Genomic DNA, 15,008 nt, shown 5'->3' with positions numbered 1-15,008 from the left:
AGGCCCGCTGGCCGCACTGCTCTTGTAGGAGCATGGCTTGCCAGCGATGGCGCCCTTGAGGGCTCCATCGCCGGCAAGCCGTGCTCCTACAGCGTTTTCGTCAACTTTGGAGTGTTTACAACAATGGCAAAAATCGTCGACATCAAAGGTCGTGAAGTTCTCGACTCCCGTGGCAACCCCACCGTGGAAGCGGACGTGCTTCTCGATAACGGCATCATCGGTAGCGCTTGCGCGCCGTCCGGTGCTTCCACTGGCTCGCGTGAAGCGCTCGAGCTGCGTGATGGCGACAAGAGCCGTTACCTGGGCAAGGGCGTACTCAAAGCCGTCGCCAACATCAACGGTCCGATCCGTGACCTGTTGAAAGGTGCAGACCCAAGCGACCAGAAAGCGCTGGATCACGCGATGATCAAGCTCGACGGTACTGAAAACAAAGGTTCCCTGGGCGCCAACGCGATCCTCGCCGTTTCCCTGGCAGCCGCCAAGGCAGCAGCACAGGACCAGGACCTGCCGCTGTACGCTCACATCGCCAACCTGAACGGCACCCCGGGTGTTTACTCGATGCCGGTTCCGATGATGAACATCATCAACGGTGGCGAGCACGCCGATAACAACGTCGACATCCAGGAATTCATGGTTCAGCCGGTTGGCGCCAAGTCTTTCTCGGAAGGTCTGCGCATGGGCACCGAGATTTTTCATCACCTGAAAGCTGTTCTGAAGGCCCGTGGCCTGAGCACTGCTGTGGGTGACGAGGGTGGTTTCGCACCTAACCTGGCTTCCAACGAAGACGCTTTGAAAGTGATCTCCGAAGCCGTGGCCAACGCCGGTTACAAGCTGGGCACCGACGTGACCCTGGCACTGGACTGCGCGGCCAGCGAATTCTACGAAGACGGTCAATACAACCTGTCCGGCGAAGGCCAGGTGTTCACCGCTGAAGGTTTCGCCGACTACCTCAAAGGTCTGACCGAGCGTTACCCGATCATCTCCATCGAAGATGGCCTGGACGAGTCCGACTGGGCTGGCTGGAAAATTCTCACCGACAAAATCGGCGAGAAGGTTCAGCTGGTAGGCGACGACCTGTTCGTCACCAACACCAAGATCCTGAAAGAAGGCATCGATAAAAAGATCGCCAACTCGATCCTGATCAAGTTCAACCAGATCGGCACCCTGACCGAAACCCTGGAAGCCATCCAGATGGCCAAGGCTGCTGGTTACACTGCCGTCATCTCGCACCGCTCCGGCGAAACCGAAGATTCGACCATTGCCGACCTGGCTGTGGGCACTGCGGCTGGCCAGATCAAAACCGGTTCCCTGTGCCGTTCCGACCGCGTTTCCAAGTACAACCAACTGCTGCGTATCGAAGAGCAGTTGAATGGCAAAGCCAAGTACAACGGTCGCAGCGAATTCCGCGGCTGATTGCTGGATAGTAAAAAAGACACCGGATTGTGTCGGAAAAATCGCTCCAGCGATGGATTTGCCACTAATCTGATGCCTTATTAGCACAAGCCTGGTTTTTCCAGGCTTCGTGCTATCAGATGCTTCAAAGTTTTGGCATGGCTGTCTTTTTTCACTGGATACCTGATATTCGATGCGCAGTCCCAATTGGTTGTTCCTCGTCTTGCTCCTGCTGCTGGCTGGCCTGCAATACCGCCTGTGGGTGGGTAATGGCAGTCTGGCGCAAGTGGCCGAACTGACTCAGCAGATCGCAGATCAACACGCGGAGAACGAGGGGCTGCTCGAGCGCAATCGGGTGATGGACGCTGAAGTCAGTGAGTTGAAAAAGGGCATGGAGACCGTTGAAGAACGGGCCCGCCATGAGTTGGGCATGGTCAAGGACGGTGAAACCCTTTACCAGTTGGCTCAATGAACCCCTCGTTACCGGCCTTCTGGGCCGTGATTCCTGCCGCGGGCGTCGGTGCCCGTATGGCCGCGGACCGTCCCAAGCAATACTTGCAACTGGGCGGGCGCACTATTCTCGAACACAGCCTCGGCTGTTTCCTTGATCATCCTTCCCTGAAGGGGTTGGTGGTCAGTCTTGCTGTTGATGATCCTTACTGGCCGAATTTGGCGTGTGCTTGCGATCCGCGTATTCAGCGGGTTGAAGGCGGCTCCGAGCGCTCCGGGTCGGTGCTCAGTGCGTTGCTGCATTTGCATGCGCTGGGCGCTGATGATGAGGATTGGGTGTTGGTTCACGATGCCGCACGGCCGAATCTGGCCCGGGATGATCTCGATAAGTTACTGAGCGAACTGGCTGACGATCCGGTCGGTGGTTTGTTGGGTGTTCCTGCACGGGACACCCTCAAGCGTGTCGACAAGCACGGGCGTGTGCTGGAAACCGTGGATCGCAATGTGATCTGGCAGGCCTATACACCGCAGATGTTTCGCCTTGGTGCGCTGCATCGGGCATTGGCCGACAGTCTGGTGGCAGACGCGGTCATCACTGACGAAGCTTCGGCGATGGAGTGGGCAGGTATGGCTCCGCGGTTGATCGAAGGCCGATCCGACAACCTCAAGGTCACTCGCCCTGAAGACCTCGAATGGTTGCGCCAACGTTGGACTAACCGTCGCTAGGCAGCGTACTCCGGCCGCTCGGCCAATCCTTCCTTCAAGTAATCCACCAACTTGCGCACCTTCGGCGACAAATGCCGCTGTTGTGGATAAAGCGCCCACACGGCAGTGTTCGGCGGTTGGTGGGCTTCCAGCAGCGAAACCAACTCACCACTTTTAAAATGCTCCAGCACGTAGTAGTCCGGCAGCTGGCACAATCCAACCCCTTGCAACGCCGCATCCAAAACCGCTTGCCCACTGTTGCAGCGCCAGTTTCCCTGTACTCGCTGAGAAAACTCCCGCCCGTTCTGTTCCAGTTGCCAGAGGTCCGAGCTGCCGATGAGGCAGTTGTGGCGGCTCAGTTCCGACAAGCTGTGCGGGCGACCATACCGTTCCAGGTAAGACGGCGATGCGCACAGGTACATGCGCCGTGGCGCCAGGCGTGCCGCCACCAGCCGCGAGTCCTGCAGGCGACCGAGGCGGATTGCCAGGTCCAGGCCTTCATGCACGAGGTCCAGTGGACGATTGCTCAGTTCGAGGTCGATTCGCAGTTGCGGATAGAGCCCCATGAAACGGGTCACCAGCGGCACGATGAAGCGTTCGCCATACGCCACGGCGCAGGTCATGCGCAGCATGCCTTTGGGTTCGCTGGTCAGGTCACCCACCGCTCGCAGTGCTTCTTCTCGACCATCCTGTAAACGCTGGCAATGTTGCAGAAAGGTTTGCCCGGCCTCGGTCAAAGTGACCCGGCGGGTGCTGCGGTAAAGCAGGCGCGTTTGCAGCCGCTCTTCAAGGCGTACAATTTGTCGACTGATGTGGGAGGACGAAACCCCAAGGCGTTCCGCGGCAGCCGTGAACTGGCTGCATTCGGCGACAGCGACGAACTCGTCGATACCTTCCCAGCGGTTTTCGGACATTAGGATTATCCCTGTATGGCAATAATGTTTTGCTTTTGTCCGGATTATTCACCGTGGAGCGTTGTATTACACTCCCGGTCTCGTTTTTATTCACTGGAGAATCCACATGATCAAGTCGCGCGCTGCCGTTGCCTTCGAGGCCAAGAAACCCCTCGAGATCGTTGAAGTCGATGTCTCCATGCCCAAGGCCGGTGAAGTCCTGCTGCGCGTGGTTGCCTCCGGTGTCTGCCATACCGACGCCTACACGCTGTCGGGCACGGACCCGGAAGGCATCTTCCCGTCGATCCTTGGTCATGAAGGTGGTGCAGTGGTTGAAGCAATCGGCGAGGGCGTGACCTCCGTCGCCGTCGGCGATCATGTGATCCCGCTGTACACCCCGGAATGCCGCCAGTGCAAATTCTGTCTGTCGGGAAAAACCAACCTGTGTCAGGCCATTCGCGCGACTCAGGGTAAAGGCCTGATGCCAGATGGCACTTCGCGCTTTTCCTACAAGGGCCAACCAATTTTCCACTACATGGGTACTTCGACATTCTCCGAGTACACCGTGCTGCCGGAAATCTCCGTCGCCAAGATTCCTAAAGAAGCGCCCTTGGAAAAAGTCTGCCTGCTGGGTTGCGGCGTCACTACCGGCATCGGTGCCGTCCTCAATACCGCCAAGGTGAAACCAGGTGATACCGTCGCCATTTTCGGCCTCGGCGGCATCGGTCTGTCGGCCGTAATCGGCGCCGTCAAAGCCAAGGCTGCGCGGATCATTGCCATCGACATCAACCCGACCAAGTTCGCGATCGCCACGCAGTTGGGTGCAACCGATTGTGTGAACCCGAAAGACTTCGATCGTCCGATCCAGGAAGTCATCGTCGACATGACCGACGGCGGCGTCGACTTTTCCTTTGAATGCATCGGCAACGTCCAATTGATGCGTGCTGCACTTGAGTGCTGCCACAAGGGTTGGGGCGAGTCGGTGATCGTCGGTGTTGCCGGTGCCGGCCAGGAAATCGCCACTCGTCCATTCCAGCTGGTGACCGGTCGCGTCTGGCGCGGTTCGGCGTTCGGCGGCGTGCGTGGTCGTACCGAGCTGCCGAGCTATGTCGAAATGGCCGAAACCGGCGAGATCCCGCTGGATACTTTCATCACCCACACCATGGGCCTGGAAGATATCAACAAGGCTTTCGACCTGATGCATGAAGGCAAAAGCATCCGTAGCGTCATCCATTTCTGAGGTCGGTCATGAGCCTGGAAAATATCTCCTGTCAGAAAAGCTTTGGCGGTTGGCACAAGCGCTACCGGCACCGCTCCGATGTACTCGGCTGCGACATGGTGTTTGCCGTGTACCTGCCGCCGCAAGCGGAGCAGGGCGGCAAATTGCCCGTGCTGTACTGGTTGTCCGGCCTGACCTGCACCGACGAGAACTTCATGCAAAAGGCCGGTGCGATGCGCATGGCCGCCGAGCTGGGGCTGATCATCGTTGCACCGGACACCAGTCCTCGCGGTGCCGATGTGCCGGGTGATCCGGATGGCGCCTGGGACTTCGGTCTCGGTGCCGGGTTTTATCTGAATGCCACGCAGGAACCCTGGTCCAGGCACTATCGGATGCATGACTATGTCGTGCAGGAATTGCCCGCATTGGTCGAAGCCCATTTCCCGGCTTCGGACAAGCGCGGCATCAGCGGTCACTCCATGGGTGGCCACGGTGCGCTGGTCTGCGCGTTGCGTAACCCGGGGCGTTATCAGTCGGTGTCGGCGTTCTCGCCGATCAACAATCCGATGGATTGCCCGTGGGGTCAGAAGGCCTTTTCCCGCTACTTGGGTGAAGACCGATCGAAATGGCGCGAGTGGGATGCCTGTGCCTTGATCGCCGAGGCAAACGAGAAGCTGCCATTGCTGGTCGACCAAGGTGATCGCGACGATTTCCTCGCCACCCAGCTCAAGCCTGAAGCCTTGCAACAGGCAGCCAAACTGGCGGGTCATCCGCTGACGTTGCGCTTGCAACCCGGCTATGACCATAGCTATTTCTTCATCGCCAGCTTCATCGCCGACCACTTGCAACATCATGGGCGCGCTCTAAGCGCCTAATGTCCGACAAAGCAGGTAGAATCACGCCCTGACAAAAATCGGGGCGTTTTTTTATGCGTATTGGCCACGGCTATGATGTGCACCGTTTCGCTGAAGGCGATTTCATTACTCTGGGCGGCGTGCGGATTGCGCACGGCTTCGGGCTGCTCGCTCACTCCGACGGTGACGTCCTGCTGCACGCCTTGAGCGATGCCTTGCTCGGCGCCGCTGCGTTGGGTGATATCGGCAAACATTTCCCGGACACCGACCCAACATTCAAGGGCGCCGACAGCCGTGTGCTGTTGCGTCACGTCGTCGCACTGATCCACGCCAAGGGCTGGAAAGTCGGTAACGTCGATAACACCATCGTCGCCCAGGCCCCGAAAATGGCCCCGCATATCGAATCGATGCGCGCGCTGATTGCCGCGGATCTTCAAGTTGAGTTGGATCAAGTGAACGTAAAAGCTACCACCACCGAAAAGCTCGGCTTTGTCGGGCGCGAAGAAGGCATTGCCGTGCACTCCGTTGCCTTGTTGTTGCGCGCATGAACGAGGCGCAATTGCTCGGCCCGCGGGCCTATGGCCAAGTCCTCGGCACCGCGGTACTGAAAGCGACGGCGGAAGATTTTCAGGTCGACGAAGTGCTCAATATTCCCCTCAGTGGCGATGGCGAGCACCTGTGGATCTGGGTGGAAAAACGCGGTCTGAATACCGAAGAAGCGGCACGGCGGATCGCCAAGGCGGCAGGCGTGCCATTGCGCACCGTCAGTTACGCGGGCCTCAAGGATCGTCAGGCGCTGACTCGCCAGTGGTTCAGCGTGCAGCTGCCGGGCAAGGCCGATCCTGATCTGTCGGCGGCGGAAAACGATACGCTGAAAATCCTCAAGACCGGTCGGCACAAACGCAAGCTGCAACGCGGTGCTCACTCGGCCAATGGCTTCACGTTGCGACTGACGCAATTCGCTGGCGACAAAGCGGCGATCGAGGAGCGTCTGCAACTGATCGCCAAGCAAGGTATTCCCAATTATTTCGGCGCTCAGCGTTTTGGGTTTGACGGCGGTAACGTGGTCGATGCCCGTGCGTGGGCTGCTCGCAAAGCCTTGCCAGAACAACGCAACGTGCGTTCGCGGCTGCTCTCCACCGCGCGCAGTTTTCTATTCAATCAGGTGCTGGCGGCGCGCGTCGCCGATGGCACCTGGCAGCGTGCCCTGGTGGGTGATCTGCTGGCCTTCACCGACAGCCGCAGCTTCTTTCCGGCAGGTGTTGCCGAGTGCAGCGACCCGCGTCTGACGATTCTCGATCTGCACCCGACTGGTCCGCAGTGGGGCGAAGGTGACTCGCCGGCGACTGGCGCTGTCCATGAACTGGAGCAGGCAATCGCCACGCGCGAAGCGGACTTGCGTGATTGGTTGATTAACGCCGGTATGAGCCACGAACGTCGCATCCTGCGGCTGCCCATTGGTGGGTTGACGTGGCATTATCCCGAGCCTGACATTCTGCAACTGGAATTCGTCCTCCCGGCCGGATGCTTCGCCACTGTATTGGTGCGCGAGCTCGTTGATCTGGTGCCGGTGGGGCAGACGGACAGCCCATGCGTATTCTGATTTCTAACGACGATGGGGTAACCGCACCCGGTCTCGCCGCGCTTTATGCTGCGCTGGCGGATTACACCGAATGCGTGGTTATCGCCCCGGACCAGGACAAAAGCGGCGCCAGCAGCTCGTTGACGCTCGACCGTCCGTTGCACCCGCAAACCCTGGCCAATGGCTTTATCAGCCTGAATGGCACACCCACCGATTGCGTGCACCTGGGCCTTAACGGCTTGCTGGAACGCGAACCGGACATGGTGGTTTCGGGCATCAACCTGGGCGCCAACCTGGGTGATGACGTGTTGTATTCCGGCACCGTGGCGGCGGCCCTTGAGGGACGTTTCCTGGCGCGCCCTTCGTTTGCCTTTTCGTTGGTCTCACGGCAAGTGGAGAACCTTCCCACAGCCGCGTACTTTGCGCGCAAACTGGTAGAGGCTCACGCGGACCTTGAACTGCCACCGCGTACGGTACTGAACGTGAACATTCCCAATTTGCCGCTGGACCACATCCGGGGTATTCAGCTGACCCGTCTCGGGCATCGCGCACGTGCTGCGGCGCCGATGAAAGTGGTCGATCCGCGCGGTAAATCCGGTTACTGGATTGCGGCGGCAGGCGATGCTGAAGACGGCGGCCCGGGCACCGATTTCCATGCGGTGATGCAGGGCTATGTTTCAATCACTCCACTACAACTGGATCGCACCTTCAATGATGCCTTCAGAAGTCTCGATGGCTGGCTGGAGGGGCTGCACTAATGGGGCGTGAACAAGACGATATGCTGCGTCGCGGCATCGGCATGACCTCTCAGCGGACTCGCGAGCGCCTTATTCAGCGGCTTTATGAGGAGGGGATTTCCAACGCCAAGGTGCTGGAAGTCATCCGCCGTACGCCGCGTCACCTGTTCGTCGACGAGGCGCTGGCCCATCGCGCTTACGAAGATACTGCGCTGCCGATTGGGCATAACCAGACCATCTCCCAGCCTTATATGGTGGCCCGCATGAGCGAGTTGCTGCTGGAGGCAGGTCCTCTCGACAAGGTGATGGAAATCGGCACCGGTTCGGGCTACCAGACGGCGGTGCTGTCGCAACTGGTCGAACGAGTATTTTCGGTCGAGCGCATCAAGGTTTTGCAGGATCGGGCCAAGGAGCGCCTGGTAGAGCTGAACCTGCGCAACGTGGTGTTCCGCTGGGGCGATGGTTGGGAAGGCTGGCCGGCACTGGCGCCGTACAACGGCATTATCGTGACCGCAGTGGCGACGGATGTACCTCAGGCGCTGCTTGATCAATTGGCGCCGGGAGGGCGGCTGGTGATCCCGGTTGGGTCGGGTGAGGTTCAACAATTGATGCTGATCATCCGGGAAGAGCAGGGCTTTTCCAGGCGTGTTCTGGGGGCTGTTCGCTTCGTCCCGTTACTCAATGGGCCGCTCGCCTGAGCATTTGTTTCAGCGCGCTGAATTCTCTTCGATTGCTCCTGTCTTACAGCGGCACCGATCAGTTAAACGGGATTCATCGTCAGGCAGCAAACGTGTGCGCGAAGCCCTTTCGCTTCATTAAAGGTAAAGCCTGCACGGCTCGTTATACTGGCGACATTTCATGCCGGAACACGGCAATCCACATTTTCAGCCACCACAAAGGGAGCGGCGGGTGAGTCTCACAGTCATTGCGCAGCGAATGGGTAAAACGAGCTTTCAGCGCCTGGTGACTGGCCTTGTCTTGAGCACCTTGCTGGTAGGTTGCTCCAGCAACAAGTCGAGTGATGTACGCGTCGTCGATCGCAACAACGGCGTCGCCCAGCGTCCGGCAGTGACCACGGGTCAATACGTCGTCCGACCTAAAGACACCTTGTTCTCCATTGCCTTTCGCTACGGCTGGGACTACAAAGCCCTCGCGGCACGCAACAACATTCCTGCGCCTTATACGATCCATCCGGGTCAGACGATTCGCTTTGACGGCCGTACCGGTTCAACACCGCCAGCAGTGGTCAGTTCGTCGAATTCAACGCCTTCGTCGTCGAGTAAAACCACGGTCTTCCGTCGTCCGGTAACAGGTGTGACCACGGGCACAGGGGGGGTTGTACCGTCCGTCGCGAACAAACCGGCACCCGCTCCACTGCCTCCGGCAGGCCCGGCCCCGACCGGCTGGGGATGGCCATCTAATGGCATTCTCATTGGTAAATTCTCTTCAAACGGGAGTTTGAATAAAGGAATTGATATCGCCGGGGATTTGGGACAGCCTGTTTTAGCTGCGTCTGATGGGACGGTGGTATACGCCGGGAGTGGCTTAAGGGGCTACGGCGAATTAGTCATCATCAAACACAGCGATACCTACGTCAGTGCCTACGGACATAACCGCAGGCTGTTGGTTCGGGAGGGGCAGCAGGTCAAGGTCGGACAGACAATTGCCGAAATGGGGTCAACGGGAACAGACCGGGTGAAGCTGCATTTTGAGATTCGCCGTCAAGGTAAACCCGTAGATCCGCTGCAATTCCTGCCACGTCGTTGATCGCTTTCCAGCCTGTTCCGTCGCGTAGAGGGAACAGGCTCCAGCGTTGCCAAGGATAGAGGCGCCGCTTGAGCTTGAGGTCGAACTCACCAAAGGACTATAACAATGGCTCTCAGTAAAGAAGTGCCGGAGTTTGACATCGACGATGAGGTTCTCCTGATGGAGACCGGCATCGGTACGGATTCGATGTCGAATGATGAAGGGGCTGCTCCACCTTCCGTTCGTGCCAAATCCAAACACTCCGCCTCGTTAAAGCAACACAAGTACATTGACTACACGCGTGCACTCGATGCCACGCAGCTGTACCTCAATGAGATTGGTTTTTCCCCTCTGCTGTCCCCCGAAGAAGAAGTTCATTTTGCGCGCTTGTCGCAAAGTGGAGATCCGGCCGGGCGTAAACGCATGATTGAAAGTAACTTGCGGCTGGTGGTGAAAATCGCCCGGCGTTACGTCAATCGTGGTCTGTCGCTGCTGGACCTGATCGAAGAGGGCAACCTCGGGCTTATCCGGGCAGTAGAGAAGTTCGATCCTGAACGTGGCTTCCGCTTCTCGACCTACGCGACCTGGTGGATTCGTCAGACCATCGAGCGCGCGATCATGAATCAGACCCGGACCATCCGGTTGCCGATTCATGTGGTCAAAGAGCTCAACGTGTACCTGCGGGCCGCACGGGAGCTAACGCAAAAACTCGATCACGAACCCTCACCCGAAGAAATCGCCAACCTGCTGGAAAAGCCAGTGGGAGAGGTCAAGCGCATGCTCGGCCTGAACGAGCGGGTTTCTTCGGTCGACGTCTCGCTGGGTCCGGATTCGGATAAAACCCTGCTGGACACCCTTACCGATGACCGTCCAACCGATCCATGTGAACTGTTGCAGGATGACGACCTGTCTCAGAGCATCGATCAATGGCTCTCGGAGCTGACCGACAAGCAACGTGAAGTGGTGATACGCCGCTTCGGGCTGCGCGGTCATGAGAGCAGCACGCTTGAAGATGTAGGCCTGGAAATTGGCCTGACCCGGGAGCGGGTCAGACAGATTCAGGTTGAAGGCCTGAAGCGTCTTCGGGAGATTCTCGAGAAGAATGGCCTGTCGAGCGAGTCGCTGTTTCAATAAGTCATTTGCTGGCTGGCATTAAAAGCCCCGACTGGTTCGCAATGCTGTTCACTTAAGGATTGTTGACTAATCCTCAGGCAGCAGGAAAATCCGGAATCTGATAAGGAATCCGGATTTTTTATGTCTGTTGCTCAAGATTTAAGCGCTGTTCTGGACTTCGCTGCACAGCCACTCTCACACCTTGGGGTGTTCACCGATCACATTCCTCAGGATTGGATCACCGCTGCGGCCGCTCTGGCGGACAAAGCGACTATCCGACGTCGACGCCTGCCTTCGGACATGGTCCTTTAGCTGGTAGTGGGGATGGCGCTTTTCAGAGGCGAGCCAATAGTTGAGGTCGCTCGCCGACTCAATATCTGTGCCGACGGCCTTAAGTTTGCCTGTTGGCACATCGCCAGCCATCTCGTCGTCATGGCTGGAGCAGTGTCGCCGTCACACACACCCAGACGCCTGGAGGAGCTTCGCGGCAGCATCGGTGTGCTTTTCATAACAAAACGCCCCAGACCGGCGAGGCCCAGGGCGGTGAAGATGTCAAAAAACCGGTATCCGGTTAACCGCAAAGCTGCTCCGCTTAAGTGAACAGCATTACGACTGGTTCGGGGTTTTTTATTACCTGAAAGGCAGGTTTTGAGTTCCCTCCGTAATCATCTCTGGTTTGTAGTCCCTCGCTGTAAGTGTTTGCTTACTCTTTCGTAAGTGTTCGCTAACTCCATGAGTAGCAGTCGTACATATTTTTACGTGAGATAAGATTAACCAATTGATTTATATGCTTATTTTTTTATATGAATAGCCTGTAACGGGCAGTTTCAATTGTCCGGGGCCATTGCTCTTGGTAGGGAACTCTCTAGTATCTGAACCGTGTCAACGGACAGACACTCCCTTCAAGGATGAGGGGAAAGGACATCGCAGGAATCGATTCATCAGGACGATGAAAAGGAATACAGGGAATAGGGAAAAAATGTGGGCGGGTCAAACCGCCCCTTTTTTTGCCTGCAGAAAAGCAAAAAGGCCCGCAAGGGGCCTTTTCGAGAACGCGGGGATAATCAGCGTTCGAGGTTTTTGAGCTTGCCTTTGACGCCATCCCACTCTTCGGCATCGGGCAACGATTCTTTCTTCTCGGTGATGTTGGGCCAGATTTCCGCCAGCTCAACGTTCAGCTGAATAAACTCCTGCATGTCTTCCGGGACTTCATCTTCGGAGAAGATGGCCACGGCAGGGCATTCTGGTTCGCACAGTGCGCAGTCGATGCACTCATCCGGGTGAATCACCAGGAAGTTCGGGCCTTCGTAAAAGCAGTCCACCGGACAGACTTCTACGCAGTCGGTGTACTTGCACTTGATGCAGTTGTCGGTGACGACGAAGGTCATTTCTAATTTTCTCCTCAGGCGGCGGCAGCGGAGCCCCTTCACGTTGGGGTCGCCAGGTTTGGGAGCGATAGTCTGCTGGTCAGGCTATTAGCCAGCAGCATCCCAAACCGCGCGAGATTCTAACAGCTTGCAGGCAAGTGCGTTAGATCCGTGTCTTAAGTGTATAGAGCATTTCGAGCGCACGACGCGGGGTCATGTCGTCCAGATCAAGTTTGGCCAGATCATCCAGTACCGGATGCGGCAGGCTGGCGAACATGTCGCTTTGCTGCGGCGCAGCGGGTTTTCCCTTGGTTGGCTTCGGCACTTCATGGGGCAGCGCGGTAGCTTCCAGCCGGCCCAGGTGTTCGCGAGCGCGCACGATCACTTCGCTCGGCACACCGGCCAACTGTGCAACCGCCAGGCCATAGCTCTGGCTTGCAGGTCCGGGTAGCACGTGGTGCAGGAACACGATCCGCTCATTGTGCTCAGTGGCGTTGAGGTGCACGTTGGCCACCAACGGCTCGGCTTCCGGCAACACGGTCAGCTCAAAGTAGTGGGTGGCGAACAGCGTGTAAGCCCGCAGGTGTGCGAGGCGTTCAGCCGCGGCCCACGCCAGGGACAAGCCATCAAAGGTGCTGGTGCCGCGACCGACTTCGTCCATCAGCACCAGGCTGCGTTCGGTGGCGTTGTGCAAAATGTTCGCTGTTTCACTCATTTCGACCATGAAGGTCGAGCGCCCGCCTGCAAGGTCATCGCTGGAACCGATCCGGGTAAAGATCCGGTCCACCAGAGACAACTCACAACTGGCCGCTGGCACGAAGCTGCCGATGTGCGCCAGCAACACGATCAAAGCGGTCTGGCGCATGTAGGTGGATTTACCGCCCATGTTCGGACCGGTGATCACCAGCATGCGGGTGTTGTCGTCGAGGCTCAAATCGTTGGCCACAAACGGCGTGGTCAGTACTTGCTCGACCACCGGGTGACGACCCTGGCTGATGCGCATGCACGGCTCATCGACGAAGCGCGGGCAATTCAGGTCGAGATTCAATGCGCGTTCGGCGAGGTTGCTCAACACGTCCAGTTCGGCCAAGGCAGCAGCGGTGTCCTGCAGCGGTGGCAACTGGGCGATCAGGTCTTCGAGCAGCGCTTCGTAGAGCATCTTCTCGCGGGCGAGGGCGCGGCTCTTCGCCGACAGCGCCTTGTCTTCGAACGCCTTCAGTTCCGGCGTAATGAAGCGCTCGGCACCTTTCAGCGTCTGGCGACGGATATAGTCTGCCGGCGCTGATTCGGCCTGCTTGCTCGGCAACTCGATGAAGTAGCCGTGAATGCGGTTGTAACCGACTTTCAGATGAGACAGGCCGGTGCGGGCCTTCTCACGGGCTTCGAGGTCAATCAGGAACTGCCCGGCATTTTCGCTGAGCGATTGCAAGTCGTCCAACTCGGCGTCGTAACCGGTTTTCAACACACCACCGTCCCGGATCACTGCGGGCGGGTTGTCGATGATGGCTTTTTCCAGCAGTGCCGCCAGCTCCGGGTAGGTGTTGGTGGTTGTCGCCAGTTGAATGATGTGCGGAGCTTCCAGCTCAGTCATCGCCACTTGCAATTCAGGCAGTGCACCGAGCGCATCGCGTAGGCGAGCCAGGTCACGAGGACGGGCATTGCGCAGGCCGATCCGCGCCAGGATCCGCTCGATGTCGCCGATTTCCTTGAGCTGCGGTTGCAGCTTTTCGAAACGGTAGGCGTCGAGCAGGCAGGTGATCGAGGTCTGGCGTGCCAGCAATACGGTCAGATCCCGCAGCGGACGGTTCAGCCAGCGGGTCAGCAGACGGCTGCCCATGGCGGTCTGGCAGCGATCGACCACCGATTGCAACGTGTTGTCGCGACCGCCAGCCAGGTTAGTGTCCAGTTCGAGGTTGCGGCGGCTCGCGCCGTCCAGCACCACGGTATCGTCCAGGCGTTCATGCCGCAGGCTGCGCAAATGGGGCAGGGCGGTGCGCTGGGTTTCCTTGGCATAGCTGAGCAAGCAACCGGCGGCGCCGATGGCCAGGGTCAGGTTTTCGCAGCCGAAACCTTTGAGGTCTTGGGTGGAAAATTGCTGGCAAAGACTTTTCAGCGCCGAATCGCGCTCGAAATCCCACGGCGCCCGGCGACGAACCCCGCGACGTTTCTCCGCCGGCAGGTCTTTGGGCCAGTCATCCGGAATCATTAGCTCCACCGGATTGACCCGCTCCAGTTCTGCCAGCAGATTCTCCCAGCCCTTGATCTCCAGCACGGTGAAGTTGCCGCTGGTGATGTCCAGCACGGCGAGACCGAACAGGCGCTCGTCACCCAGAACGGCAGCGATCAGGTTATCCCGACGCTCATCCAGCAGGGCTTCATCACTGACCGTGCCGGGCGTGATGATCCGCACGACCTGACGATCCACCGGCCCTTTGCTGGTGGCCGGGTCGCCGACTTGCTCACAGATCACTACCGACTCGCCGAGCTTCACCAGTTTCGCCAGGTAGCCTTCCGCGGCGTGGTAAGGAATCCCACACATCGGAATCGCCTGACCCGCCGACTGCCCGCGGGCAGTCAGGGTGATGTCCAGCAACTTGGAGGCCTTCTTCGCGTCTTCATAGAAGATCTCGTAGAAGTCGCCCATGCGGTAGAACATCAGCTGGTCAGGGTGCTGGTTTTTCAGGCGCCAGTACTGCTGCATCATTGGCGTGTGGGAGGACAGATCGGAGAGTGCTTTATTCATCGGATAATCAGGCAAATTCGTTGAAAGGTGTAGGGCAAAGGAGGGGCATCGGCCCGGCTTTTCCGCGATGGGCGCAAGGTTAACATGGGCAGTCCACCCGACGCAGGCATGAAAGCCCCGCGGTACATTTCTTCTGAGTATGCACGCCTATGCATTGTCTATGCAGTTTGGCATTTGTCTTCTGCAGAAAGAACAAGCACTATGCGC

The 15,008-nt window shown here is 58.2% G+C and carries 14 protein-coding genes and 2 pseudogenes; 13 read left to right on the top strand and 3 right to left on the bottom strand.

Annotated features, from left to right (window positions below):
* Window positions 1-123 precede the first annotated feature (123 nt).
* From eno to ispD, 3 genes are all read left to right on the top strand, one after another.
* A complete protein-coding gene (gene eno / locus QK293_RS09560) occupies window positions 124-1,413 on the top strand; it encodes a phosphopyruvate hydratase (protein WP_282376953.1) in 1,290 nt (429 codons plus the stop codon).
* A gap of 172 nt (window positions 1,414-1,585) precedes the next feature.
* Entirely contained in the window at window positions 1,586-1,864 is a 279-nt protein-coding gene (gene ftsB, locus QK293_RS09555) for a cell division protein FtsB (RefSeq protein ID WP_008028992.1), read from the top strand.
* Window positions 1,861-2,568 carry a 2-C-methyl-D-erythritol 4-phosphate cytidylyltransferase gene (ispD, locus tag QK293_RS09550; RefSeq protein ID WP_282376952.1) on the top strand — a complete coding sequence of 236 codons (708 nt, stop codon included), beginning with the start codon at window positions 1,861-1,863 and terminating at the stop codon, window positions 2,566-2,568. Before ftsB ends, ispD begins: the two co-directional genes overlap by 4 nt.
* Here the strand turns inward: ispD and QK293_RS09545 are convergent.
* A complete protein-coding gene (locus QK293_RS09545; RefSeq protein WP_282376951.1) occupies window positions 2,565-3,461 on the bottom strand; it encodes a LysR substrate-binding domain-containing protein in 897 nt (298 codons plus the stop codon). The genes ispD and QK293_RS09545 overlap by 4 nt on opposite strands.
* Before the next feature lie 106 nt (window positions 3,462-3,567).
* Between QK293_RS09545 and QK293_RS09540 the strand changes: the two genes are divergently transcribed.
* From QK293_RS09540 to QK293_RS09495, 10 genes and pseudogenes are all read left to right on the top strand, one after another.
* Window positions 3,568-4,680, top strand: coding sequence for an S-(hydroxymethyl)glutathione dehydrogenase/class III alcohol dehydrogenase (locus QK293_RS09540; protein WP_282376950.1), 1,113 nt, complete (start codon window positions 3,568-3,570; stop codon window positions 4,678-4,680).
* Between the two features lie 8 nt (window positions 4,681-4,688).
* Window positions 4,689-5,534, top strand: coding sequence for an S-formylglutathione hydrolase (gene fghA / locus QK293_RS09535; RefSeq protein ID WP_282376949.1), 846 nt, complete (start codon window positions 4,689-4,691; stop codon window positions 5,532-5,534).
* A 53-nt stretch (window positions 5,535-5,587) separates the two neighbouring features.
* Window positions 5,588-6,061: a 2-C-methyl-D-erythritol 2,4-cyclodiphosphate synthase gene (ispF, locus tag QK293_RS09530; RefSeq protein ID WP_010462780.1), complete on the top strand. Its 474-nt coding sequence runs from the start codon at window positions 5,588-5,590 to the stop codon at window positions 6,059-6,061.
* Window positions 6,058-7,116: a tRNA pseudouridine(13) synthase TruD gene (gene truD / locus QK293_RS09525; RefSeq protein WP_282376948.1), complete on the top strand. Its 1,059-nt coding sequence runs from the start codon at window positions 6,058-6,060 to the stop codon at window positions 7,114-7,116. Before ispF ends, truD begins: the two co-directional genes overlap by 4 nt.
* Complete coding sequence (surE, locus tag QK293_RS09520) at window positions 7,104-7,853, top strand: 5'/3'-nucleotidase SurE (RefSeq protein WP_149419682.1); 750 nt, start codon at window positions 7,104-7,106, stop codon at window positions 7,851-7,853. The genes truD and surE overlap by 13 nt, the downstream gene beginning before the upstream one ends.
* A 41-nt stretch (window positions 7,854-7,894) precedes the next feature.
* Window positions 7,895-8,530 (top strand): protein-L-isoaspartate(D-aspartate) O-methyltransferase, encoded by a 636-nt coding sequence (locus QK293_RS09515; protein WP_177318845.1) that lies wholly within the window; start codon window positions 7,895-7,897, stop codon window positions 8,528-8,530.
* A 211-nt stretch (window positions 8,531-8,741) separates the two neighbouring features.
* Window positions 8,742-9,599: a peptidoglycan DD-metalloendopeptidase family protein gene (locus QK293_RS09510; RefSeq protein ID WP_282377060.1), complete on the top strand. Its 858-nt coding sequence runs from the start codon at window positions 8,742-8,744 to the stop codon at window positions 9,597-9,599.
* A 105-nt stretch (window positions 9,600-9,704) separates the two neighbouring features.
* On the top strand, window positions 9,705-10,712 hold the full coding sequence (rpoS, locus tag QK293_RS09505) for an RNA polymerase sigma factor RpoS (protein WP_008154012.1): 1,008 nt from the start codon (window positions 9,705-9,707) through the stop codon (window positions 10,710-10,712).
* 120 nt (window positions 10,713-10,832) lie between these two features.
* Window positions 10,833-11,084, top strand: a pseudogene (locus QK293_RS09500) (transposase domain-containing protein); the annotation flags it as partial.
* A pseudogene (locus QK293_RS09495) lies at window positions 11,085-11,291 on the top strand (IS4 family transposase); the annotation flags it as partial. It lies immediately after the preceding pseudogene.
* 464 nt (window positions 11,292-11,755) lie between these two features.
* Here the strand turns inward: QK293_RS09495 and fdxA are convergent.
* Both fdxA and mutS read right to left on the bottom strand, forming a co-directional pair.
* On the bottom strand, window positions 11,756-12,079 hold the full coding sequence (fdxA, locus tag QK293_RS09490) for a ferredoxin FdxA (RefSeq protein ID WP_282376947.1): 324 nt from the start codon (window positions 12,077-12,079) through the stop codon (window positions 11,756-11,758).
* A gap of 142 nt (window positions 12,080-12,221) precedes the next feature.
* Window positions 12,222-14,801, bottom strand: a complete 2,580-nt coding sequence (mutS, locus tag QK293_RS09485; RefSeq protein WP_282376946.1) for a DNA mismatch repair protein MutS — start codon at window positions 14,799-14,801, stop codon at window positions 12,222-12,224.
* Between the last annotated feature and the right edge of the window lie 207 nt (window positions 14,802-15,008).

The organism is Pseudomonas sp. AL03 (genome assembly GCF_029960815.1).
GTDB lineage: Bacteria > Pseudomonadota > Gammaproteobacteria > Pseudomonadales > Pseudomonadaceae > Aquipseudomonas.
Note: the sequence above shows the minus strand (reverse complement) of the source record. Positions and strands in the feature narration are given on the sequence as shown.

Coding starts and splice junctions, on each gene's coding strand:
- rpoS (WP_008154012.1), top strand. CDS start 9,705: ATGGCTCTCAGTAAAGAAGTGCCGGAGTTTGACATCGACGATGAGGTT.
- QK293_RS09515 (WP_177318845.1), top strand. CDS start 7,895: ATGACCTCTCAGCGGACTCGCGAGCGCCTTATTCAGCGGCTTTATGAG.
- ispF (WP_010462780.1), top strand. CDS start 5,588: ATGCGTATTGGCCACGGCTATGATGTGCACCGTTTCGCTGAAGGCGAT.
- QK293_RS09540 (WP_282376950.1), top strand. CDS start 3,568: ATGATCAAGTCGCGCGCTGCCGTTGCCTTCGAGGCCAAGAAACCCCTC.
- surE (WP_149419682.1), top strand. CDS start 7,104: ATGCGTATTCTGATTTCTAACGACGATGGGGTAACCGCACCCGGTCTC.
- mutS (WP_282376946.1), bottom strand. CDS start 14,801: ATGAATAAAGCACTCTCCGATCTGTCCTCCCACACGCCAATGATGCAG.
- eno (WP_282376953.1), top strand. CDS start 124: ATGGCAAAAATCGTCGACATCAAAGGTCGTGAAGTTCTCGACTCCCGT.
- fdxA (WP_282376947.1), bottom strand. CDS start 12,079: ATGACCTTCGTCGTCACCGACAACTGCATCAAGTGCAAGTACACCGAC.
- QK293_RS09545 (WP_282376951.1), bottom strand. CDS start 3,461: ATGTCCGAAAACCGCTGGGAAGGTATCGACGAGTTCGTCGCTGTCGCC.
- truD (WP_282376948.1), top strand. CDS start 6,058: ATGAACGAGGCGCAATTGCTCGGCCCGCGGGCCTATGGCCAAGTCCTC.
- ispD (WP_282376952.1), top strand. CDS start 1,861: ATGAACCCCTCGTTACCGGCCTTCTGGGCCGTGATTCCTGCCGCGGGC.
- ftsB (WP_008028992.1), top strand. CDS start 1,586: ATGCGCAGTCCCAATTGGTTGTTCCTCGTCTTGCTCCTGCTGCTGGCT.
- fghA (WP_282376949.1), top strand. CDS start 4,689: ATGAGCCTGGAAAATATCTCCTGTCAGAAAAGCTTTGGCGGTTGGCAC.